Origin of the sequence: Paenibacillus sp. LPE1-1-1.1 (assembly GCF_040676435.1) — a bacterium.
In the GTDB taxonomy this organism is placed as follows: domain Bacteria; phylum Bacillota; class Bacilli; order Paenibacillales; family Paenibacillaceae; genus Pristimantibacillus.
The window spans coordinates 247,792-270,230 of the sequence record NZ_JBEGHY010000012.1 but is presented as its reverse complement, the minus strand read 5'-3'; the positions used below and the strand labels follow the sequence as shown (position 1 = coordinate 270,230).

Sequence of the window (22,439 nt, the reverse complement as noted above, 5' to 3'; positions counted from 1 at the left end):
TAAAGACTGCCAGAATGTTAATCCTGACAGTCGCTTGCTCATTAATCGGCGCAAGCCAGAAATCATGAAAATCAGCTATTCATTGAACAATTCGATCCGTTCTTTTAATAAACCCTCGAACTGCTTTTCCAGCTCATGCACGCCTGCTTGCTCCAGTTCCTTTTGGAAGGAGTCCCATAGGCCATCGAATACGTCGGGTTTTGACATAATCATCTCAGGAATCCGCTTCCGGACTAAATCCGTAATTTTCTGCATAGTAATGGCTCCGTCGGATTCCTGCGGAATATTAATTTGCCATGCCGATCCCCAAGGCTTCACCGGGAATTCCGATACCTTTGGATAAATATCCTTCCACATCGTTGCCCCATACTTGGCTAGAACTTCCTTCTCGGTTGCCGTGTAATCGTCAATAATCTGCTGCTCTGTTTTCACGGTATAAGGCTGCCCGGAAGGATCCAATACGCCATCGCCATATTGCGGGAAAGGATACCCATACACACCGATACCGGTTTTCTTGCTGAATTGCGGATCTTGTACACGTTTCTCCATCTCTTCCTTCGAGATCGTGCGTTTGCCGTCTACGACCGTATAGTTAACACCTTCGATACCCCAGTTGTTCAGTATTTGCGCTTCATCGGAACAGAGCCAATCCAAAAATTTGATCAGGCGTACCGGATCTTTTGCACTTTTTGAAATACCAACGCCTACGCCGCCGGAATAGCCTGCACTTTGGAAGTTCCGGTTCTTGAACGATTCGTTCAGAACGATCGGATACATACCGTACATTTGATCTTCCTTGCCTTCTTGTCTTAACGCCTGCTCCGGCTCACGATACTGCCACTTGGAGTCGATAACCGCAAGTACGCGTCCCGAAGCGATCTTTGCTTTATATTGATCGTATTTTTGGATAAAACTTTCCGGATCGATAAGGCCTGAATTGTACATATGATTGAGCCACTTGAAATACTCTTTCTCTTCCGGGCGCGTGTAGTGAATAACAGGCTTCTGGGTCTTATCGTCAATATACCATTCCCCATCATCGGATCCGCCTGTTGAGAAAAGAGCCGGATTGGTTACGGATTGCGCAATACGCCAATCATCTGCCAATAAGGATATTCCAAGTGTCGGTTGTCCATCGGTTGTCGGGTGTTTCTCGATGTAAGCGCGGATCGCCTTCTCATAATCCTGTACCGTCTTCAACTGCGGATAACCTAATTCTTTCACGACGCGATGCTGAAGCTGAAAGCCGTCGAGCGGTTCCCATTGCTGCTGGTTGACGCCGTAGGTACCCAGGAAATAAATGGACTTATCATCCTTACTCCATCTTAATCGCTTCAAATAATCGCCATACAGCTTCTTGATATTAGGCCCGTATTTGTCGATAAGCGGCGCAAGATCAATCAGTCCGCCGGCATCGACGATAATATTCGCATTATTGCTGGCGAAGATCAGATCCGGATATTCATCACTGGCAGCCATCAATGATATCTTCTGCTTGGGATCTCCAACCGGAAAGTCTGGCTTGAGTGTAACTCCTGTCATTTCTTTAATCTTTTGGCCGACTGGGCTTTGCATATCATCCCATTGTGTATTTTGGGAAGCGCTGAACATCGTAACTGTGATCGGCGACTTGTCATCTGTTACCGCCTCGTTGGTTCCGCCTTCTTCTGCATTCTTTTGAGTACTGTTCGAGCCCGTGCAGGCTGACATAACAAGCAAGCCGGCAAGCATAATAATCGTGAGCAATTTTGTTCTCTTAAGCATTTCTTTAACCCTCCTGTTTAATTTTGTAAGCATAAATAGTTGTCTATTTATAGCAAAATCAGCTTTTCACAGCACCCAGCGTCAAACCTTTAACGAAATATTTTTGCAAAAACGGGTACACGAGTAGAATGGGGAGCGTTGCAACAATCGTAATAGCTGCACGGATGGATTCCGGTGATACCTTGTTGCTAATTGAAGAGTCACCCAGCCTTGATATATCCGAGCTTGCCCCAGCCTGTGTATTGGACAAGATTTTCATAAGTTCATACTGCAAAGTTGTTAAATGTGCTTCGGTGCTGTTGTACAGATAGGTATCAAACCAGGAATTCCATTGACCGACGGAGATAAACAGTCCAATCGTTGCGAGTACCGGCTTGCAGAGCGGAAGAATAATTTTAAAAAAGATGGTCAGATCGCTCGCTCCGTCAAGCTTGGCGGATTCCTGCAGACTATAGGGAAGACCATCCATATAGGACCGGACAACGAATACATTCCACGCATTGACCAATCCTGGAAGAACATACACCCAGAATGTATTGATCAAATTAAGATCCCGCATGAGCATATAGCTTGGAATCAATCCGCCGGAGAAATACAGCGTCAGCACGAAAAATAAGGATACCTGCTTTCTCGCAATGAAATCTTTCCGGCTCAGCACGAACGCGATCATGGATGAACTGAATATACCGAGTAAAGTTCCGACAAGCGTCCGGATGACGGAATTTTGAAAGGCGATAATTAGGTTGTTATACATAAAGATCTGTTTATAATTCTCGAGTGTAAATATACGAGGCCGTAAATATATGCCCCCTCTGACCGTATCAATGGAATCATTTAGAGAGATGGCCAGCACGTTAAGAAACGGATATATAGTGACGATGCCAATACACAGCATGAAAGTGTACAAAAACACATTGAATATAAGATCTCCTGGTGCTGTTCTCAGTTTTACATTCATTTCCTTGCCTCCTAAATGACACTCTCGTTGGTCAAACGCTTGAAGATCCGGTTTGAAACCAGGAGCAGCACAATCGCTACGAGAGAGTTTACAATTCCGACCGCTACACCAAACGAATAGCGACCTAAATTGATTCCGTAATTCAACACATAGAGATCGAGCACTTCGGAATAATCCTGCACAAGCACATTGCCTAAAAGAAACTGCTTCTCGAACCCGATGCTTGTCAGCCAACCGATCGACAAGATCAACATAACCATCATGGTTGGACGAATACCTGGCAGCGTGACATGCCACATACGTTTAAACCTGCCGGCACCGTCTACTTTTGCGGCTTCATACAATTCCGGGTCGATGCCGGAAATGGCGGCCAGGAAAATAATCGAGTTCCAGCCCATCTCCTTCCAAAGATCCGATATGGTGACGATTCCCCAGAACCACTCCCCCTTTGCCATGAATGCGATAGGCTCATCGATAATGTTCAGGGCGAGAAGCACGTCATTGACGATTCCGCCATCGGTGGAAAGCATTTTCGTAATAATGCCTGCCGCAACAACCCAGGACACAAAATGAGGCAGATACGATATCGTTTGAATACTACGCTTAAAGAATGATACCCGAATCTCATTCAAGAGAATTGCAAAAAGAATAGGGACGGTATATCCGACAGCCAAACCCATCAAGCTCATGGCCATCGTGTTGCGGAGCACCATGTAAAAATGCGGTTCTTGAAATAATTTGATAAAGTTCTCGAATCCTACCCAATCCTGCTCTGTGAAGGAACGTCCTGGCTTGTACTTCTGGAACGCCATCAACCAGCCCCATAAGGGTAAATAGCTAAAAACAAATACCCATACTACGAATGGCAGCGACATCAGAAAGAGATAACGCTGCTCCAGAACAATCCGCCATTTATTTCTCCGCTTTACTTGAAGCGAAGCGGCAGAGGTTGTCTGACTTAAGGTCTTCATGTTTCGTTATGCTCCTTTGCTTAAAAGTAAACCGTTTACATGACTAATTATAAAAGTGTTGAAGCGTTTGCAATAAGCTGTGAATACGACATTATTCATGTAAAAATGAGAGGTTTTAAACAGATTCGGGCTTTCAGCGCCACTTTTCTCTGTAGACGGATGGCGCAATACCGACAATTTTTTTGAACTTTAAGTGAAAATAATCCACACTGGAGTATCCGACTAAGGAAGCCGCTTCATAAACCTTCGCCCCACCCGCTAACAACAGCTTAGCTTTATCTATTCTGACCTGATCCAGATAAGCATTGAAAGAGATCCCCGTTTGTGTCTTGAATAACTTTCCGAGATAGGTACGGTTATAGTGAAATTGTTCGGCAAGAGACTCGAGCTTCAATTCGGACGCGAAATGGGTATGGATATAGGCTACTATGTTAGCAAAATTATTGTTTTTCTTTTCTTTCCCCCATTGCTGCAGCAAATCATGCAGCAGCTCCTCTATATATAGACGAAGCGCAGGCAGCATCATCTTGCCTTCAATACCTTCTACCGTTTTCTGAAGAGTAGGGAACACTGCTTTCATCTTGTCATCCATTTGAAATAAAATGCTCGTTATCTCGGTATATAGCGCAATATAACTCGCCTTAATCTGATTTTCCTGCCACCCTAGCGAGAGCATCCAGCTTTCGGCACTCGAAACGATCCTCAAAATATCCGCATGACTGCCCAAACATATCGCACTCGCCGCTTCTTCTGCAAAATGCTTTAACGCATCACCTGATGGAAGGCTCTGCGCTGGTTCCTTTCTGCTCTGCGCGATCACGAAACCGTCTGTTTTTTCCATGAAAAACTTGTCTTTCATCACGGAATAAGCGGATTCGAAAGAGTCCTTGATCTTCAGCAGCTTATCTACCTGTTCACCGACAGTGACAACCAAATTCAAGCCATACTGCTGCGCCGCAGCAAGAATGCCGTCCCGCAGATCTTGCACATTTACCTTCTCCGCCAAAATGCAAATATAGCGTCGAAACACAAACGCTATACCGTTTATGTCCGACCCTTGCAACCACGCTCTCACACTGCCAACTAAACCGTTAAGCTCACCCGGTTCCATATCCCTGCCTTCGTTATCGACTAGTAAGATCACATAGGAGTGCCAAGGCAGATGTAAATAAGCTGCCGCGTGCTTCTCATCCTCTTTCGTTCCGATCACGCTGTCACCCGTCATCAATTGAATGATTTTTTGTTCCATGAGCAGACTGCGCGCTTCCTTCAGCTCCTCCTTCTCTTTGTAACGATCTTTCCATTCCTCCCGGAACAGTTTTATTTTTTGGATCATTTCGGTCTGTTCGATCGGTTTGAGCAAATAACAGCGCACCCCGTATTCCGTCGCCTTCTGTGCGTAGGCGAACTCTGAGTATCCGCTTAATACAATAAAGTCAATGTGCAAGCCTAGTTTCTTCGATTGCTCAATGACCTGAAGCCCATTCAGTCCCGGCATTTTTATATCCACGATTGCGAGATCCGGCTTCTGCTCCTGACAAAGTCTCAGCCCGTCGATCCCATTATCCGCTTCGCCGCAAAGCTCGATGTCGTAACTGGACCAGTCGATTATGGCACGCAGACCTTGCCGAATGAGTGGTTCATCATCAATAATTACTAATTTATACATTTAATTCCTCCTGTAAGGGCAAAATAATTCGAATACACGTTCCGGCACCAATTTGACTCGTGATCTGCATCCCGTATTCTGTTCCATAGTACAGCCTGATCCGCTGCTCAACATTACGAAGTCCAATCCGGTGCTCTAACCGATCCTCTTCTTCATAAATCTCGTGAACGATTTCTCGTAACCGAAGCGGCTGGATACCGACTCCATCATCCTCTACAACCAAGCATATTGTTGATTGATCCCGGATGATTTGAAGATGAATGTGTCCCTTTCCAAGTTTGTTCTCAATGCCATGAACGATCGCATTCTCTACAATTGGTTGGAGAAGCATCGGAAGAATTGTAATACCTTGCGCCTCCTCCGCACATGGCAGCGTGAACGTCAGTTTGTCCCCAAATCGAAAATGCTGGATATCCAAGTACATCCGAATAAGCTCAATCTCTGATTCAAGCGACACCGGCTCTTGACCGATCTCCAAGTTATTCCGCAGTATTCGACCCAATGACTTCACAACATTGGCAAGATCTTCTTCACCTGCCACGTAGGCTTTCATCCGAACGGTCTCCAGCACATTGAAAAGAAAATGAGGGTTGACTTGGCTTGCCAACATTTTAAACCGGACCTCTTTCTGCTTCAGCTCAAGCTCGTACTGGAGGCTCTTAGCTTCATTAATTTCTCTTACGAGTTCTTCAATACTTTCGACCATGTAATTGATGTGCCTCGCCAACTGGCCAATTTCATCACTTCCTTGCACGGCAGATCGAAGCGAAAGATCCCCCATCGCTACTTTTCGCAAGTCCTGACTCAAAAGCTGAACGCGACTGCTTAACATGCCGGAGAAAATGAATATAAAAATACTGGATAACAAAAGGCTTCCTCCAATAATGAAAAACGCGATCATACTGACCCGCTCCGCATCCTGTAGAATCGTCTCCAGCGGGATCTGGCTTACTATTCTGAGTGATTGGTCACTATTCTCAAGCGCCAGTGATTGAACAATAACTTTCATCGGCTTTCCTTCTACAGTCACATCCTTAATAACAACAGCTCTTTTCTTCAGATCATGGTCTGACTCCAGCAATTGTTCGACTGCTTTCACATGATGTGATGAAGTGTTCGAAGTGATTACACGGTCTTGATCGGTTAAGATATATGTATTAAAGGGCTCTTGACTAATAATGGACTGAAATTTATGCGAGTTAACCGGGATTACCAGCATGCCGCAGTAAACCAAATCCGCCGTATAGAGCTGACGGACCAAGCTTAAATAGTTATTATTTTCTTTCGTAGGGTCCGGTATGGAATACCACCCGATTTTTCCGCGTTTCTTTAGGGATTCGATATACCAATCCGATTTCATCAGCTCTTCATTGATTTGAAAAAACGTCCAATTCTCCAGCATTGTCTTGTTAAAGACATAGATCCGAATTCCGCTGATTTCTGGATACAATTCCATGAAGTCAATAAAATCCGTATAATCCGAATAAGCCCGGTACACATCGAGGTCACTCTTGTAACTTGTGGTCACTAACCTTTTCAGCTTTTTATCGAAATAGATTTTGCTCGACACGTCATTTGGTACCGCAAGTGTTTCTTCAATTTGTTTTTTGACTTTCTCTACATTGTTGACGGACTGCTCAACCGCGTGTTGAACCGACTGGTCCCGAAGTGATTCAGTGAGCAGAAGCCCAACGGTCATAACAGGAAGAAACACGACGAATACATAGCTCACGATCAGTTTTTTGCGTATAAGAATGTTGTTCATAATTGCTGAGATATGAGACATAGATGCACCGCCTATTTGAATTGCCGGCATTGCCGGTTGTTAAGGTTTCAGACAGTGGTTAAAAAAACAGAAAAGCATACATCTTGTCGATGAATGCTTGAGGAATTCGCGGTTGTAAGCTAGCTATTATCTATAAAATCCCGGCAGCTTATCCAACGTTATGGCATAATCGTGATGATAAGCTTTATACAGCTCTTCTTTGGAGGTCCATTCATCTGTCGATCCAAAGTCGTTCGACCATGTCATATACCATGCCCATGGAATCTTCGTCTCTGACAGCTGTGGGATACTTGGAATAACGCCAATTTCGCCAAGCGCAACCAGCTTATTCGTCGGCGTAATTTGGACGAGCTCGTCAAATTCTGTTTTCAAGTCCGAATGCGTATGCTTAAGTGGATATAAATCCCGGGAGATGACGTCTACCACATCGTCTCCGACATAACCCTCCGGCAGCGGCGAATTCCATACCCAAATGAGATTGTGTAATTGGTGAACATTCGTATATCTGTCGTACATGATGCGGTAGAGCTGTCTTGCTATATCGCTGCCTTTATGCCCCCACCAGAACCATTTCCCCTCAGACTCGTGAAAAGGGCGCCACAGAATTGGAATCCGTTTCTCGTAAAATGGCTTCAAATGCTCAGCCATATGGTCCATATCCGAAATCAATGCATTATACTCATCCGTCCCCTCGATGACCGCTTTCGCTGCGTCAAAGGTGGTATTCTCTGAATAGAACCCTTTATCCCAGCTGCCAAAAGGCGAAAACCAGTGCCACGTAAATGTGATCAGTCCTTTTTTATTCAATACCCAGTCCCAGGCATTATCCAGCGTGTTTTTATTCTCGTTAACTTCCAGAAGACATTCCTCGCTTGCGTTCCCATAGTTGATATTCGGGGAATAAGAAAGCAGTTCGAACCCGCAAAGCGCCGGGAGTTTTCCTGTCACCTCCTGGATATAAGCAAGCTCTTTTTGAACCGTAGTTTGGGTGTGTTGCCCCGTAATTATTCCTTTTCCCGAAATTTCACTTAGGTATTTCAATACTGCTTTGACCTCATCTGTAGCATTAGGATTGCAAGGCACTTCATTTTTATAGATAAACATAGTCGTTTTTCTCCTATCTCAGGTAACTTCCTTCATATGTATTTTTTTGTACTACCAGCTATGATAACATGTACTCTGACTTCCGAAGAGTTGACTTGTTTATTAGTAATTGGTCATATCGATAAGTCTTACTATTAATTGGGCCATCTCAGCACGGGTTACAACGTCTCGAGGTGCGAATGCTGATTGCATCTTCCTCGAAAGATCCCTACTAATAACGGACAATTTATACAATCCCGCCTCGGCTACATTGACAGAGTTTTTAAGCCGTACCGATTGGCTCTGTCTCTACCTGCTCATCGGCAAAGAAGAAGGAGATATATCCGTCACCGGAATAGAAGTATCGCCAGTTCCAGCCACCCCATCGTCGACCCATCTTCGAAATCATAGACTGCATCTGCTACTGCCTCTGCACTTGTTGCAAAACCAAACAAAAACAAACAAAACAAATTAACTAACAATTAAAAATATAATTCCATAGAAATAGCTCTATTTATCCTGTTCCCCACACCTCTTTCATGATCTCTTCTCATAAAATTTTAAAGATAACTTGTTTATCATAGTTCCAAGCGCAATTTACGTCAATATTTGTTAGGATAACTAATCGAACAAAAATGCATTTTCGATAATATATTATGCATATTTGTTATTTTGTTATCTTGTTCGGAAGAGCGCCAGCCTCTTACATCGCATTGGCCATATTTATTATCACCTACAGCCGTCACCGTGCCGTCCGAATTAAGCCCGACGGTATGACGAAAACCCGCCGCGATGGTGGCCAGCCCGACGGCCAGTGTGTCGCATCTTTTGGGCGCAACGGTTTCCATAATCGAATCCCCCTCCGTGCGATCGGCGCTCCTACTTTATTTTCTGATCAATGTTTCGCTTATGACTATCTGCAAGACTTAGTCTAAATCTTATTTTTTAATATCTCTGGACTTTCGACGTCCTCAATCGCGTCAAATTGACCACATGGATCTAAAACTTACAGCACAACAAGGCTGCCGTTTAGTGCCGGCAGCCTTGTCCTGGTGCTTGCTATGTTATATTTTACCGGTAGTTCAATAAATCACATCGTTATCGTAAGCTTTATTTCTTTGCTTCTGAAATATGCCAGCATACACCAGAAGGATCTATTAGGTTAATCTCGCGTTTTCCCCAAGGATACATTGTGGGTTCCTTGGCCCTAATAGGATATTTATTCTGTAAAGTAACGGATTGTATGAGTGTCCACCAACCATCTAAATCCTCAACTACTAGTTCTACCATATAATTATTTTGAAATTCTTGATTATGGAAATTTTGAAGAAAAAATTCCTGTTCCTCCATTCGAAAAATACTCAATCCTTCGTCAGAGTATATTTTCTCAAAACCGAGATCTTCAAAAAAATTCTGTGCAAGTATATAATCTTTGCCTGATGGAATAAATGGTCGAAGCTTAGTCACTTTCATCAGTTTTCTCCCCTTTGGCCTAATAGGCAGCCCTAATCATCCTCGAAAGCCTTTGATTACATAATTATACAGGCAACTTTCTTAAAATACATCCTAACTCCAACGTTAAGCTACCCGATAACTTAATAAAAAAAAGAAGAACACCCCATGTAGTATTCAACTATCGTTACTCGCTAGTTTAAACCGCGTTGCACCAACTTAGGAAGCTAACGTTTCCTGTATAGATTTTTTTGAATCTAACGTTTGTTGACTATAGTATCAAGTTTGTTATCTAGAAGCATCGAATCCTCCTGCTATACAATGAACTCAACAAATGCAATACAAGCGAGAAAACACCGAAAGGAGCGAAAGGCATGAAATCGACAGTCGAACTCCAAAATAAAAGAAAGCGCTTACGAATTCGTTGGCACAAGCAGGACACAGAACTCACCCTCTTGGCATTGCCTACGACAATTTGGTACATCTTGTTTTGTTTCTTACCTATGTTCGGGATCATTATTGCCTTCAAAAACTTCAGAATTAGCGGCGGCTTCTTGAGCAACGTGTTTAACAGTCCTTGGGTAGGCTTCAAAAACTTTGAGTTCTTATTCAAGTCGAATGACGCTTGGATCATTATTCGAAACACCATTGGATACAATATTATTTTTATCGTACTAGGCATTGTGCTGCCCGTTCTATTCGCTATTATGATCGGACTGCTCCACAGCCGCAAAGCAAGTAAAGTCTATCAGACGATGATGTTCCTCCCCTATTTCCTATCTTGGGTTGTCGTATCTGCTGTAGGCTGGGCGTTCCTAAGTTTTGATAAAGGGATTCTCAATCAAATGCTCGTCAATATGGGCAGCGATCCTGTTAACTGGTATATGGAGCCTGCATACTGGCCATACATCCTGATTCTCTTAAATGTTTGGAAAGGCTTGGGCTATGGCATGGTCATTTATCTGGCGACCATCACAAGCCTTGACAGCACTTATTATGAGGCAGCTGTTATTGATGGCGCTTCGATTTGGCAGCAGACGAGATATATTACATTGCCAATGCTTAAACTCGTTATCGTCATGCTGTTCATTTTGGCAGTTGGACGTATATTCTACACCGATTTCGGCTTGTTCTATCAGGTCACGCGAGATTCCAATTCTCTGTTCAACGTGTCTACCACAATCGATGTCATGGTATATAAACAACTGAAATCCGCTACATTGGGGATGGCAGCGGCTGCCGCATTCGTACAGTCTGTTCTGGGTTGTGCAACTATTCTAGGCGCTAATTGGATTGTTCGCAAAATTGATCCTGATAGCGCGATGATGTAAGGAGGTAAGTGCATGTCAACGAGAACTACTTACGAAACGGGCCTTGAGAAATTTAACCGTACAAGCACAGTCGTAAACATCTTTTTCAACCTGATATTTATCGTCTTGGCGCTGATCTGTGTCATACCAGTAATTGTTGTTCTATCGATTTCCATTTCCAGTGAGGACTCCATACGTGAGACAGGATATCATCTGTTGCCGGTTGCATTGTCAAGCGAAGCTTACGCCTATGTCGTCAAGCAGGGAACGATGATTCTGCGGGCGCTCGGCGTATCCGCTCTTGTTACTGTCGTTGGTACAGTGCTCGGCGTATTGCTTACCACCTCCATGGGCTATGTACTCTCTCGCCCAACCTACAAGCTGAATGGCTTTCTGACCTGGGTCGTATTCATCCCAATGATATTCAATGGCGGTCTGGTATCCAGCTACTTCATTAATACGAATTTATTAGGGCTAAAAGATAGCGTCTGGGCACTTATTCTTCCGCTGGCCGTCTCATCGTTCAACGTTATTATTTGCAAGACCTTCTTTAAAAGCACGATTCCCGACGGGCTGATTGAATCTGCTGAAATTGATGGGGCGAGCCAGCTGCGAATCTTTTTCTCAATTATCCTACCGATCTCCTTGCCGGTTATTGCAACCATTGGACTGTTCCTTTGCTTCTCCTATTGGAATGACTGGTTCCAATCGATGCTATATATCGACAACCAGAACCTATATTCTCTGCAGGCACTGCTAAATAGCTTGATGAGCAATGTGGATGCACTTGCCAAGAATGCTGCAAGTATGGGCGTTAGCTATGCCGTGCTAGTCGCAACGATGCCGAAGGAATCTGCCCGCATGGCTGTAGCCATTATCATCGTTCTGCCTGTAGCTTTCGCCTACCCGTTCTTCCAGAAATATTTCATTTCCGGACTAACGATTGGCGCTGTCAAAGGATAACCAACGAAATAAGCCAAGCTAGCTTGGTTTATGATAGATCACTGTACGACTCTTACGGTGATATAACTTCAATAAGGAGGAAATGAAATGAAGAAATCTTGGAAGCTCATCTCTACGCTTTGTATTCTCACCCTGCTGGTTACTGCCTTAGCAGCCTGCTCCGGCTCGAATTCTTCATCTGCAGCTAATGCAACTAATGCAGCTACAGATGCACCACAGGACACGGAAACACCTAGTAAAGATATTCCGACGTTGGTCTGGTGGACCATCGGCGGTCAAGTACCGAATAACTTCAGCAAAGCTATTGATGCCATGAATGCATACACAGCCGAGAAGATCGGTGTGAAAATTGACATCAAGGTAGCCAGCTGGGGCGAATGGGACACCAAAATAAACACGATTGTGAATACTGGCGAACCATTCGACATTATGTTTACAAACAGCGGTAAATACAGCAAGCAAGTGGCAATGGGAGCTTTTGCCGATATCACTGATCTGGTTCAAAGTGAAACTCCTGACTTATACAAATTGATTCCTGAAAAGGTATGGGATGGCACGAAAATTGGCGGCAAATATTATTCTGTTCCTACCTATAAGGATTCTGCGCTAACGCAATATTGGGTGTACGATGATAAATACGTGCAAAAATACAATATCGATATCAACAACATCAAAACACTGCAGGACCTTGATACACCTCTGCACAGCATAAAGTCTGGCGAAGGCAAGAGCTTCTACCCATTGCCAATGACGCAAGGCGAAGGCTTGAACGGTTTCTTTAACAATTATGACGATCTAACGCTAGGCTTCTCTCCCATTGGCGTAAAAACAGACGATGCATCACGTACAGTTGTCTCTGTTCTTGAGCAGCCTGATATTATGGCCGATCTGAAGCTCCTGCACCAATGGTATCAAGATGGCATCATCAACCCGGATGCTCCGACTAAAACAGAGAACGACAAAGGCAGACCATTCTTTGCAGCACAGGCATTCCCAGGCGCGGAAGTAAGCTGGCAAATCAATGATGCTGTTCAAAAGTATGATATGGTTCAGCACTTCGGACCTATTTATACAACGAGTACGATCCAAGGCTCCCTGAACGCCATTTCTGCGAATTCGAAATACAAGAAAGAAGCATTGAAGTACCTCGAATTAGTCAACACAGATCCAAAACTGCGCAATATGCTGGCATTCGGTGAGTTAGACGCAGACTACAAAAATATCGACGGCGAAAAGGTAATCGAGCGTACTTCCGATACTTGGCCGCTGGCCGCCTACTCCCAAGGTACATTCTTCAATCTAGCGGTTACCAAAGGTGCTCCTGAGGATCAATGGGAACAGGTTAAAAAGCTGAATGACGCAGCGACATCTTCCACTGTACTAGGTTTCGCACTGGACATCAGCAATCTTCAGACAGAAATAGCGAATTGCCAATCGGTATGGGATAAATACAAATATGAACTCATTACAGGCGCATCCGATCCCGAGAAAGTGATTCCGAAGCTTACAGCTGAATTAAAGTCCGCTGGCATGGACACGATTATGAAAGCTGCTCAAGAGCAAATTAATAACTACTTCAAGTAAGATAAAAAAGCATCCCTTATTGAGATACCTCTGTATGGGATGCTTTTTTCTTGCTATCTATGAAGCTTTGCTTAATCATGTTACAGTGGTATGGTAAACGCTTACTTTAGAGCATGCAGCTGCAATTGAGGTGTCGGATGAGCTCTTTTTTACAAATCAAAATTTATCGTTATAAGTTTATTGCCTATGTCATCTTCGTCGTGACCATTGGACTCGCGCTTGGCATTCTGACCTGTGCAATGCTGCTGAATCAATGGATTGGCGATGCCCGTTTAGAGGCTGCTAATGCTTTCACGGGTGTAGAGAATGAGCTCCAGTATGATGCTGACCGAATTGAGGCCTATATGCAGCGTATATACTCCAATCATAGCCTGATGGATGATGCTCGCAGCTTTTTAAGCAGCAGCGCTGAAGGATACTTAACCAATAGCCTGCAAAACAGCCAATTCTCACAGCCGCTGGTATCCTTTCCAGAGGATATTAAAACCTACCTGTACAGCTGGGCGCAAGGTGGAATAACGCAGGTTAGTCTGCATACCAACCAGTATGGCAATGTCGTACAATTTAACGGTAATGGAATTGCAAGCTTCAAGTTCGGTCTCCCAAATACTGACGAAGCTTTCCACGATACCATTCTAAAGGGATTCGTATATCACAAGAAGCTATCGGATCCTTCACTCGGCTCTAAGGAATTAGGGGAGCTGCGCTTCTTGGCCAGCAGTGATCAAATTTTTAAATCTATACAAAAATATCGTTTGGGAGAGGCTGCTGCAGTAAGCGCTTCTGGTGAGGTATACCTTATCGGTAACGGACAGGACCAAGACTTGAAGGAATTATCCCGTCTAGCGGCGGCGTATGGACGCAGTCATGGTTATATTTCGAAGGGATTTTTTGATCATATCTTTTTTATCACCTTCCCGTCCACCAAGTTTAATTTCAAATTCGTTAGCATCGTTGATTTATCTATGCTAATTCGGCAGCATGCCAAAATGCTAATCACCATCTTTCTGATCGTAATAACGACCATGATTAGTGTACTACTGCTCATTGTGTACAATATGCGGGATGATTCCCGTTTCCTGCACCGCATCATTCAATCGATTGGACGCGTGAAAACAGCCAATTTCACCCCTAATCGCCCTGCCCGTTATCGTCGCAATGAATACGGCATGATCGCAAGGGAATTAGACGATATGATTCAGCAATTAGATAAGCATATCCGTAATGAATATTTGCTTAAACTAAAACAGCAAGAAACCGAAATGAAAGCGCTTCAACATCAGATTAACCCTCATTTTCTCTACAATACGTTAGAGGTTATCCGCTCCACCGCCCTGGTTAACCAGGACAGGGATACCGCTGATGCCATCGCTACCTTAGGGGCGCTCTATCGTGAAATTGTCAAAAAAGAGAATATTATTACGATTGCAAGTGAACTGGAATTGCTGCAAAAGTACTTAGAGATTATGGAGTTTAAGTATCCAGAACGTTTTTTTTATCAAATCAATGTAGAGCCGGCGTTACTCTCGATCCCTACCGTGAAATTCTGGATGCAGCCTTTGGCTGAGAATTTTTTCATCCATGGCTTTAGCGCTAGTAATGAGTTTAACCTGTATATCGTTAATGGATGGGAAGCTGAAGAACATTTTGTATTAGAATTCGTGGATAATGGGCGTGGTATTCATGCAGACCGTTTAAATGCAGTGAGAAGCACACTGTCCAACCATGACGATACCTCTTCCGAGAGTATCGGTTTACGCAACGTATACACAAGGCTGCACTTCTTTTATGGAAAAAGCTTTGCTATAAAGATTGAGAATAATGAGGAAGCTGGTGTTAAGATTTCTGTACGGATTTCAAAAGAGGTGATTGAACATGTACAAACTGCTGATTATAGATGACGAACCTCAGATTTTGGAGGGAATGAAGCGAATCCTGGACTGGAAACAATACGGTTTCAGTCGGATCGATACCTGCGAATCTACGGAGGCGGCCATGTCCAAGGTTGTAGATCTGGTGCCAGATGTCGCCATTTTTGATGTCTGCATTGGCAAGAATCTTGGCTATGAAACGATCTATAAGCTCAATGAGCTCCAAATCCCTACGAAATATGTGATCATGAGCGGCTATAGTGAATTCAAGTATGCCCAAGAAGCCGTTCGTTGCGGTGTCAAAGACTATCTACTCAAGCCTGTAGATCGCACAAAGCTGCAGCAAGTTATTGAGAAGATTATTGTTGAAGATCTGGGTGGTACGATAGGTAATATAAGCTGTGAGAGTTTGAACAAGGATCCCGTACTGGGTGTAAGCTATGACAGCTTATCCAAGCTGGTCAACCGCATTCTGCTGATGATCAAGACGGAGTATGCTCACAATATCACCTTAAAATCAGTCGCAGAGCGCTTCCAGATGAACAGTACTTATCTTGGACAATTATTTCTCAAAGAATCCGAAATGAAGTTTTCAGAATACCTAATGGCTTACCGAATGCTACTCGCACAAGAACGGATTCAATCGTCAGATGAGAAGATTTCTTCTATCGCGCTTTCTGTCGGCTACAACAATCTCAATTATTTCTATACGCACTTTCAAAGCTTTTTCGGAAAATCTCCCTCTGATCTGCGGGGAAAAGGCTAACAATAAGCTCTGCGGAAAGGAGGATATTGATGCTAAAGTGCTCTAGACACAGCTGTATCTTCATGACAATCAGTATTATACTGCTGCTCACAGCGTATACGACCGGTTGCTCCCGGCAGCCTAGCAAAAACAACGATTATAAATATGATGGTGATACTGTAAATCTGATTTATTACACGATTGGAGAGCCTGACAAGGATCTGAAGCTCGTAAATGATAAAATCAATGAAATCATGGCTCGTAAAATTGGCGTGACTATCACCTATATCAAGATTGGTTGGCAGGAGTATGAAGACCGGCTGAACACACTTATATCCGCAGGCACTCCTTTCGACATTGCTTTTGCGCCCAACTATGCAACCACCACTATGCGCGGAGCATGGCTAAGACTTGATGACTATCTTACGAGTCTGGGTAAAGATTTGTACGACACGATAGACCCAACCTTTTGGCAAGGGGCACGAATGAATGATGGAGGCATTTATGGGGTGCCGACCAATAAAGAACTGGCCGTGCGTGATCATTGGATGTACCCTGCTTCCATAGTGAAGAAGTACAATATCGACATTACCAAGTACAATACGCTTGAATCGCTTGAACCTTTGCTCCGGATGATTCAACAGAATGAGCCAGCATACATACCAATGGAATTAGATCGGGATTCACACAATTTTTTCGCTCTCTATGGCTACGAATATATTGTGAACCATAAAGTTCCCTTGATGGTGAAATCACTGGACCCTAACGCAGAGGTCGTGAATATCTTCGAAACAAAGGAAGCACGGCAGGTTTTAGATACATTACGGCGTTATTATAAGGACGGCTTCATTAACAAAGACGCCGCGCTTCGGGAGCCTGGCGGACTTAAGCGCGGGGATAAAGTGTTCTGGAAGTCCTCAGGCGGCGGACCACTCTCGGAGACTACCTGGAGTAAAGATCGCGGCTATAAGGTTGTATCGTATCCCGTAACCCCTATCGTCGTCACCACGGAATCAGTCCGTGGCGGAATCATGGCTGTTAATGCCAACACCAAGCATCCCATTGAGTCTATTAAGTTTATGAATCTACTCAATACCGACCCTGAATTACGAAACTTATTTAATTATGGTATTGAAGGGGTCCATTACACGCTGAGTGAACAAGGGCAAGCGATCCCCATTCCCGGCAAAGACAGCCATGGTGAGCCAATCCCGGATGCACCAGCAAGCTATGCAGGAGTACAGTATACACAGGGCAACTGGTTTATCCTGAAAACCATGGGCGGCGATAACCCGGAACCCCTCGATAAATGGGAGCAATTCCGCAAATACAACGCTGATGTAATCAAGTCCACCGTTCTCGGCTTTACTCCTGATCTATCCAAGCTAACCGCTCAAACCGATAACATCGAGATGGTTTGGAAGAAATACTATTCGAGCCTCATGACTGGCACCGTCGATGTTGACACGATCCTCCCCAAGTTTAACGAGGAGCTAAAACTCGCAGGCATCGAGGAGGTAAGGAAAGAAGTACAGAGGCAGTTGGATGCGCGGCGGGGCGTAAAGAGGTAAGTTCTCTAGCGGCTCCCGCATCCCGCTAGCGGTGTACCTCTTCCATGAGCTTCCCAATTCGGATTCCATAAAATATTCTTAATTATGTATTTATGATCTGTTCCAAACAATGCAATACCTAGGATTATTCCTGAATTACAATCAGTTGAAGCACTTTTATCTCCCCATTCATATAACCTTGAAACCAAACTGCTGCTTGAAATTTTATAACTTAGTGCCGGTACGAACTCCTTAAATAGACTCTTTCCAAATGAGCAATCTAATATGGATTTTATCTGACTTTCATAATCATTACATGGTAAATGTAATAATCCTAAACTAGCAGCCTTAGCTATGTGCCAGTTATCTGAAGGAATTAGTGATACAAGGGTTTCTGTACACTTTGTATATTCAAGATATCCTAAAACATGTAAGACTTCGCATGGCATTCCTTCCCTTAGATCTTTTTGATAAAAACAGCAATCATAAATTTTTTTCATGAAATGGTATCCATCATGCTAAACTTCCCTTTAGCTTAAAAACAACAAGGAGTAGCTGCCATGGCATACTACTCCTTGTTTTGTTTTACTAACGTTACCCGTTAGCTTAATGCCGTAAGGTAGTTATGGTTGGATAGCTTTACACAGGAAAGCTTTGATTAAAGGATGAGCGATAAACCACACGTCACTATATAAAAACATTACTGATCAGTCATCGAAAAATCTTCACTGAAGCATATTAGCTCCAAGACAATCATTTTGACGTTCGCAATAGTTACCATGGGAGCGGTTCACGTTTGTGAAAGAACCCGCCTGTCGGTCCATCTTTCGGAAGTGTAGCCAGCCATACAGCGCTCTCGGCGCCCTCGCGGATCTCCATCGGTGCGCCGGCGCCGCCCATATCGGTTTTGACCCAGCCTGGATGACAGCTATTCACTTTAATCATCGTGTCGCGGAGTGCGATCGATAACTGCACCGTCCAGGCATTCAGCGCTGCCTTCGACGTAGTGTAAGCGGGAACAGATCTTTCACCGTACATGGGATTAGTGAGCAGTGTCCCCAGCGATCCAAGAATACTGGACTGATTGACGATTCGGCCGGCTGGACTTGCCTTAAGCAACGGCAACAGCGCTTCCGTAAGTGCTTGAGGACCGAAGAGATTGACTTCAAAGCTGGCTCGAATAGCATCGATATGAGTTCCCAGGTGATCCGTATAAACGCCTGCGTTGTTGACAAGAATGTCAAGCCTTCCAAAATCGGACTCCATTTTATTAACGACTGCTTTGATTTGATCACTGTTCGTTACGTCCAGCTCGACACCGTGTGCTTCAATATGCTCCCCCTGTAAAATATGAGCGGCAGCCTCTGCCTTGGCCCTGTCCCGAGCGCCGAGAAGTACAATAATGCCCATCTGCCCTAGCTGACGTCCGATCTCAAGTCCCAATCCTTTGTATGCTCCAGTAATTAATGCCACTTGCTTTGTCATGAGAATACCTCCAAAATATGTATTGTACCAATCAGTACATAATTATGAAAAAAAATTAGTCGAGCAACTTGATGATTTGATCAATGGCCTGCTCGACTACCGAACGGTCCGGGCCGGATTTCATCGTGACGGCTAGGCCTACAGCGGCAATGACAATGGCATTTGCCAAAGCCGGCGCATGAAGGTCCTGAGATAGCTCCCCTCTGTGCTTTCCGTCCTCGAGAATCGACTGTATCAGCTCTGCTACCTGCTGCTGGTACTCCCTAGTGAACTGGGTAACCCCTTGGTGATGCGGCGCTAGCTCTACGATCGTATTCACACACAAGCATCCTAACTCCGGCCTGCGTCCATCGGCGTTGCTAACAATTCCCTGCAAATACAGGAGTACGGCTGCCCTAGCTGAAAGCGCGCCTCCCAGCTTTTTGCGGATGAAGGTGAGACTGCTCTTTGCATAGAGCTCTAAGGCAGCTTGGAACAACAATTCCTTCCCTCCGAATGTACCGTACAAGCTCGGTCTTTGAATTCCCATTGCTCTTGTCAAATCGCTCAGGGATGTGGCCTCATAGCCCCTTTCCCAAAATTGCTGCATAGCAGCAGTCAATGCTTGGTGCTCATCAAATTCCCGTGGTCTTGCCATAATTTCTCCCTTTTCTGTACTGATCGGTATATAATGAGAATATACGATCCACTATTCCTTGTCAACGCGACCCATATAATAAACCCTAATTTATTTAGTTTCCTCCCTAGACTCCGCTTCGCTATCCTGTCCATATAGTTGAGGGGATTGCTGTTAAACGCCAAAAGCGATGGATCGCTCCATCGCTTCGCTCTTGTGTCCCGTTTGCTTAATCCATCTAGATAACTTTTAAGACGAAATAATAAAAAGCTTCACCACGAGATTGGTTCTCTACATGTACATCCATCCACCATACTCCGTATGAATAAAAATAAGTCCCTTTTTGTGTAGGTGAGCTAGCGGTAGCCGGGGGGCGAACGTATCTGCCCGTGGGACTTGGGTCCCGAGAGCTATTCCGTTCATCCCCCTACTTGTTAAACCATGATTAGGCTGGTTGGGACATTAATCCCGAATCACATGCGATACTGTGGACAACAAGAAGGCTAGGGGTTGCCGGCGAATATGAAATCAGGAGTGGTTGAATGAACCCTGTCATTGGTTTGGATGTACCTAAAGGAGAAAGTCATGCACAAGCTTTTGTAGACCGTGGAACACCTTACGGCAAAAAAAAAAAACGAGGTCAGTATCTGATGAATCTCCGTTACTTGACTCGGCAACATGAGTCTCTGACGGATATGAATGTTCAAGCAAAGCTACAGTTTCAAGCGGTGCTGGATCAAGTCTTTCCAGAGTATTGTGGCGTTTTTGGTGACCTATATTCCAAGGCTTCGATTTCTGGCTTTGCATCCAACAGTTGATTAAATGCTACAGCTGTTCACCGATACTGCCGATCACTCCCTCATTTTGCGGCATGTGATCAATCACGGGAGTATCTAAGATGCACTGTAACCTCGATACTCAGGTAACAAGGGGGCGTCGGGTCCGACCGATTTTTTAAATATTTTTTTGTTTGAACAGCAGGAATTTGGGATATAGATCACCCCCTCAGCTCCGCGCCATCGCATTCGAGAGTGCATCCGGAAAGTATTTCCCTGCAAAACGCAATAATTTGGAGAATCCCGGAACGACCCTCTTTTTGTTTTGCTCCATCCCTTGGATCCCATGTTTTACGAGCGTATCCAGACTCATACTAGGAATGCCTCCGCTTGGCATGTCCTGTTGAAGTTTGGTTTCCGCAACGAGGGGTGGGACAAGCTCCATAACATGAATATTTTTTTTCGATTTCTTGAGTTGGATTCGCAGCGCGTCGGTAAACATATGCACTCCTGCCTTTGTAGCCGAATAGACGGGATGAACGGGTGAAGTGACGTAGGAGAGACCGGAGCTTACGGTTACGATCATGGCTTCGTTTTGTCGGGCCAATTGCGGGAGCAGCGCTTCCGTCATCCAGATGGTCCCGTTTAAGTTCGTTTCGACCTCTGCGGTAGTCCGCTCCAAATCGAGGTTATCGTCCATCAATTCGAATGCGCGCATAATACCTGCCGAATTGAATAGGATCGAGACTTCAGGGTAGCCGTCACGAATGAATGCGGCCATTTCGCGAACGGAGTTCGCATTGGAGACGTCGCCTTGCAGCCCGATGAGCCCTTTATGTTGTTGCGTCACTTGATCGAGGGTTGCTTGATTCTGTCCAATGACGATGACTTTATTGCCGCGATTCAACAATTCCAAGGCGAACGCAAGACCGATGCCCGAAGTGCCGCCTGTAACGACGATTGTACGATTTAAAAGCATCATAAAAAGCTCTCCTCTTTTAGTTACGTTTTTTAAATTTTGTAACCTGCGATAAGAATACAATGAAGAGTTACAAAAGTCAACAATTGTAACCCGTGGCTGCAATCAGTATAATAAAACCATGAAAACTTTAAGTAAAGAACGCATTTTGGAAACCGCACATCGAATGGTTGTCGAACACGGGATGGAGAAAGTCAATCTGTCAAAAGTCGGCACTGAGTTGGGGACGACTCACGCTGCGATTTACAAGTATTTTTCGGGTAAGGAAGAGTTATGGACCGAGCTTTCGTTGTCATGGCTGGACCATGAACTGGCGCGGCTTTTTCCTTTTGATACGGACAAGTACTCGTCTAAGAAGGATATCGTGCACGAATGGCTATGGATATTAAGTCAATCGAAATATGAAGCTTATGTGCGTGAGCCTGAAATGTTTAAGTTGTATACTACCTATATCGATCGAAATCCAGCGGTACTCACTCGGCACATCGGAGATTTGGTGGACAGTTTAAAGGCAGCGAGCGGCATTGAGGACGTTGGGCGGCTGTATGCCATTTTGATGGCGTTTTCTTATTTTTCCGCGCCAGCTTATGCAGACAATTGGCTGCGTATGGATTTCAAAGCAGAGTTCGAAGCGGTCTGGAAGCTGATTGAAGTGGGGATTGTGGGTTAGTCGTATCAATTAGCGGAGTATAGCGAAGTCAAAGGGTGTCTTCGAAAAATCTCGCAGCAGACTTGGATTGGCGCATTGCTAAGGATGGGTTGGAGGGCCTTTCCCAGTTGATAATATACCCAGCTAGGCGAGCACACTATTCTGCCCGTAAACTCAACGAGGCTGCCGGTTTATACCGGCAGCCTCGTTCTGGTGATTTTTAGACTA

Annotated in this window: 19 protein-coding genes and 2 pseudogenes; 8 read left to right on the top strand and 13 right to left on the bottom strand. The window is 44.5% G+C overall.

Translation table 11 applies throughout. The features are described from left to right. Positions 1–75: 75 nt before the first annotated feature. The 9 genes and pseudogenes from MRBLPE1_RS11925 to MRBLPE1_RS11885 all read right to left on the bottom strand — a co-directional run bounded on the left by MRBLPE1_RS11925 (position 76) and on the right by MRBLPE1_RS11885 (position 9,704). Positions 76–1,764 (bottom strand): ABC transporter substrate-binding protein, encoded by a 1,689-nt coding sequence (locus MRBLPE1_RS11925; RefSeq protein ID WP_364145524.1) that lies wholly within the window; start codon positions 1,762–1,764, stop codon positions 76–78. Positions 1,765–1,822: 58 nt separating this feature from the next. Then, the gene (locus tag MRBLPE1_RS11920) at positions 1,823–2,722 is read right to left on the bottom strand and encodes a carbohydrate ABC transporter permease (RefSeq protein WP_364145522.1); all 900 of its coding nucleotides are present in this window, start codon (positions 2,720–2,722) and stop codon (positions 1,823–1,825) included. Positions 2,723–2,733: 11 nt separating this feature from the next. After that, positions 2,734–3,693, bottom strand: a complete 960-nt coding sequence (locus tag MRBLPE1_RS11915) for an ABC transporter permease (RefSeq protein ID WP_364145521.1) — start codon at positions 3,691–3,693, stop codon at positions 2,734–2,736. 133 nt (positions 3,694–3,826) lie between these two features. Then, positions 3,827–5,362 carry a response regulator transcription factor gene (locus tag MRBLPE1_RS11910; RefSeq protein ID WP_364145520.1) on the bottom strand — a complete coding sequence of 512 codons (1,536 nt, stop codon included), beginning with the start codon at positions 5,360–5,362 and terminating at the stop codon, positions 3,827–3,829. Beyond that, on the bottom strand, positions 5,355–7,148 hold the full coding sequence (locus tag MRBLPE1_RS11905) for a sensor histidine kinase (protein WP_364145518.1): 1,794 nt from the start codon (positions 7,146–7,148) through the stop codon (positions 5,355–5,357). Before MRBLPE1_RS11905 ends, MRBLPE1_RS11910 begins: the two co-directional genes overlap by 8 nt. Before the next feature lie 126 nt (positions 7,149–7,274). Then, entirely contained in the window at positions 7,275–8,252 is a 978-nt protein-coding gene (locus MRBLPE1_RS11900) for a glycosyl hydrolase (protein ID WP_364145517.1), read from the bottom strand. A gap of 262 nt (positions 8,253–8,514) precedes the next feature. Then, the gene (locus tag MRBLPE1_RS11895; RefSeq protein WP_364145515.1) at positions 8,515–8,649 is read right to left on the bottom strand and encodes a hypothetical protein; all 135 of its coding nucleotides are present in this window, start codon (positions 8,647–8,649) and stop codon (positions 8,515–8,517) included. Positions 8,650–8,926: 277 nt separating this feature from the next. Then, positions 8,927–9,079, bottom strand: a pseudogene (locus MRBLPE1_RS11890) (RCC1-like domain-containing protein); the annotation flags it as partial. Between the two features lie 262 nt (positions 9,080–9,341). Continuing rightward, positions 9,342–9,704: a hypothetical protein gene (locus MRBLPE1_RS11885; RefSeq protein ID WP_364145514.1), complete on the bottom strand. Its 363-nt coding sequence runs from the start codon at positions 9,702–9,704 to the stop codon at positions 9,342–9,344. A gap of 353 nt (positions 9,705–10,057) precedes the next feature. On the opposite strand from MRBLPE1_RS11885, the gene MRBLPE1_RS11880 reads away from it, so the two are divergent. The 6 genes from MRBLPE1_RS11880 (at position 10,058) to MRBLPE1_RS11855 (ending at position 17,727) form a co-directional block, all read left to right on the top strand. After that, positions 10,058–11,014, top strand: coding sequence for an ABC transporter permease (locus tag MRBLPE1_RS11880; RefSeq protein WP_364145512.1), 957 nt, complete (start codon positions 10,058–10,060; stop codon positions 11,012–11,014). A 12-nt stretch (positions 11,015–11,026) separates the two neighbouring features. After that, on the top strand, positions 11,027–11,956 hold the full coding sequence (locus MRBLPE1_RS11875) for a carbohydrate ABC transporter permease (RefSeq protein WP_364145510.1): 930 nt from the start codon (positions 11,027–11,029) through the stop codon (positions 11,954–11,956). Positions 11,957–12,043: 87 nt separating this feature from the next. Beyond that, complete coding sequence (locus tag MRBLPE1_RS11870; RefSeq protein ID WP_364145508.1) at positions 12,044–13,540, top strand: ABC transporter substrate-binding protein; 1,497 nt, start codon at positions 12,044–12,046, stop codon at positions 13,538–13,540. A 137-nt stretch (positions 13,541–13,677) separates the two neighbouring features. After that, entirely contained in the window at positions 13,678–15,441 is a 1,764-nt protein-coding gene (locus MRBLPE1_RS11865; protein WP_364145507.1) for a sensor histidine kinase, read from the top strand. Next, entirely contained in the window at positions 15,416–16,177 is a 762-nt protein-coding gene (locus MRBLPE1_RS11860; protein ID WP_364145506.1) for a response regulator transcription factor, read from the top strand. Before MRBLPE1_RS11865 ends, MRBLPE1_RS11860 begins: the two co-directional genes overlap by 26 nt. A gap of 62 nt (positions 16,178–16,239) precedes the next feature. Beyond that, complete coding sequence (locus MRBLPE1_RS11855) at positions 16,240–17,727, top strand: ABC transporter substrate-binding protein (protein WP_364145505.1); 1,488 nt, start codon at positions 16,240–16,242, stop codon at positions 17,725–17,727. Positions 17,728–17,732: 5 nt separating this feature from the next. Here MRBLPE1_RS11855 and MRBLPE1_RS11850 read toward each other — a convergent pair whose 3' ends face one another. From MRBLPE1_RS11850 to MRBLPE1_RS11840, 3 genes are all read right to left on the bottom strand, one after another. Then, a complete protein-coding gene (locus MRBLPE1_RS11850) occupies positions 17,733–18,206 on the bottom strand; it encodes a hypothetical protein (protein ID WP_364145503.1) in 474 nt (157 codons plus the stop codon). Positions 18,207–18,480: 274 nt separating this feature from the next. Beyond that, a complete protein-coding gene (locus MRBLPE1_RS11845) occupies positions 18,481–19,191 on the bottom strand; it encodes an SDR family oxidoreductase (RefSeq protein WP_364145501.1) in 711 nt (236 codons plus the stop codon). Positions 19,192–19,246: 55 nt separating this feature from the next. Beyond that, on the bottom strand, positions 19,247–19,828 hold the full coding sequence (locus tag MRBLPE1_RS11840; RefSeq protein ID WP_364145499.1) for a TetR/AcrR family transcriptional regulator: 582 nt from the start codon (positions 19,826–19,828) through the stop codon (positions 19,247–19,249). A 521-nt stretch (positions 19,829–20,349) separates the two neighbouring features. On the opposite strand from MRBLPE1_RS11840, the pseudogene MRBLPE1_RS11835 reads away from it, so the two are divergent. Further along, a pseudogene (locus MRBLPE1_RS11835) lies at positions 20,350–20,601 on the top strand (hypothetical protein); the annotation flags it as partial. 211 nt (positions 20,602–20,812) lie between these two features. Here the strand turns inward: MRBLPE1_RS11835 and MRBLPE1_RS11830 are convergent. Then, entirely contained in the window at positions 20,813–21,565 is a 753-nt protein-coding gene (locus MRBLPE1_RS11830) for an SDR family oxidoreductase (RefSeq protein ID WP_364145497.1), read from the bottom strand. 118 nt (positions 21,566–21,683) lie between these two features. Between MRBLPE1_RS11830 and MRBLPE1_RS11825 the strand changes: the two genes are divergently transcribed. Continuing rightward, positions 21,684–22,232 (top strand): TetR/AcrR family transcriptional regulator, encoded by a 549-nt coding sequence (locus MRBLPE1_RS11825; protein ID WP_364145495.1) that lies wholly within the window; start codon positions 21,684–21,686, stop codon positions 22,230–22,232. Positions 22,233–22,439: the final 207 nt, after the last annotated feature.

Bases quoted from the DNA above. Each gene is read 5' to 3' on its own strand.
- MRBLPE1_RS11925 (WP_364145524.1), bottom strand. From the start codon at position 1,764: ATGCTTAAGAGAACAAAATTGCTCACGATTATTATGCTTGCCGGCTTG.
- MRBLPE1_RS11920 (WP_364145522.1), bottom strand. From the start codon at position 2,722: ATGAATGTAAAACTGAGAACAGCACCAGGAGATCTTATATTCAATGTG.
- MRBLPE1_RS11915 (WP_364145521.1), bottom strand. From the start codon at position 3,693: ATGAAGACCTTAAGTCAGACAACCTCTGCCGCTTCGCTTCAAGTAAAG.
- MRBLPE1_RS11910 (WP_364145520.1), bottom strand. From the start codon at position 5,362: ATGTATAAATTAGTAATTATTGATGATGAACCACTCATTCGGCAAGGT.
- MRBLPE1_RS11905 (WP_364145518.1), bottom strand. From the start codon at position 7,148: ATGTCTCATATCTCAGCAATTATGAACAACATTCTTATACGCAAAAAA.
- MRBLPE1_RS11900 (WP_364145517.1), bottom strand. From the start codon at position 8,252: ATGTTTATCTATAAAAATGAAGTGCCTTGCAATCCTAATGCTACAGAT.
- MRBLPE1_RS11895 (WP_364145515.1), bottom strand. From the start codon at position 8,649: ATGCAGTCTATGATTTCGAAGATGGGTCGACGATGGGGTGGCTGGAAC.
- MRBLPE1_RS11885 (WP_364145514.1), bottom strand. From the start codon at position 9,704: ATGAAAGTGACTAAGCTTCGACCATTTATTCCATCAGGCAAAGATTAT.
- MRBLPE1_RS11880 (WP_364145512.1), top strand. From the start codon at position 10,058: ATGAAATCGACAGTCGAACTCCAAAATAAAAGAAAGCGCTTACGAATT.
- MRBLPE1_RS11875 (WP_364145510.1), top strand. From the start codon at position 11,027: ATGTCAACGAGAACTACTTACGAAACGGGCCTTGAGAAATTTAACCGT.
- MRBLPE1_RS11870 (WP_364145508.1), top strand. From the start codon at position 12,044: ATGAAGAAATCTTGGAAGCTCATCTCTACGCTTTGTATTCTCACCCTG.
- MRBLPE1_RS11865 (WP_364145507.1), top strand. From the start codon at position 13,678: ATGAGCTCTTTTTTACAAATCAAAATTTATCGTTATAAGTTTATTGCC.
- MRBLPE1_RS11860 (WP_364145506.1), top strand. From the start codon at position 15,416: ATGTACAAACTGCTGATTATAGATGACGAACCTCAGATTTTGGAGGGA.
- MRBLPE1_RS11855 (WP_364145505.1), top strand. From the start codon at position 16,240: ATGACAATCAGTATTATACTGCTGCTCACAGCGTATACGACCGGTTGC.
- MRBLPE1_RS11850 (WP_364145503.1), bottom strand. From the start codon at position 18,206: ATGAAAAAAATTTATGATTGCTGTTTTTATCAAAAAGATCTAAGGGAA.
- MRBLPE1_RS11845 (WP_364145501.1), bottom strand. From the start codon at position 19,191: ATGACAAAGCAAGTGGCATTAATTACTGGAGCATACAAAGGATTGGGA.
- MRBLPE1_RS11840 (WP_364145499.1), bottom strand. From the start codon at position 19,828: ATGGCAAGACCACGGGAATTTGATGAGCACCAAGCATTGACTGCTGCT.
- MRBLPE1_RS11830 (WP_364145497.1), bottom strand. From the start codon at position 21,565: ATGATGCTTTTAAATCGTACAATCGTCGTTACAGGCGGCACTTCGGGC.
- MRBLPE1_RS11825 (WP_364145495.1), top strand. From the start codon at position 21,684: ATGAAAACTTTAAGTAAAGAACGCATTTTGGAAACCGCACATCGAATG.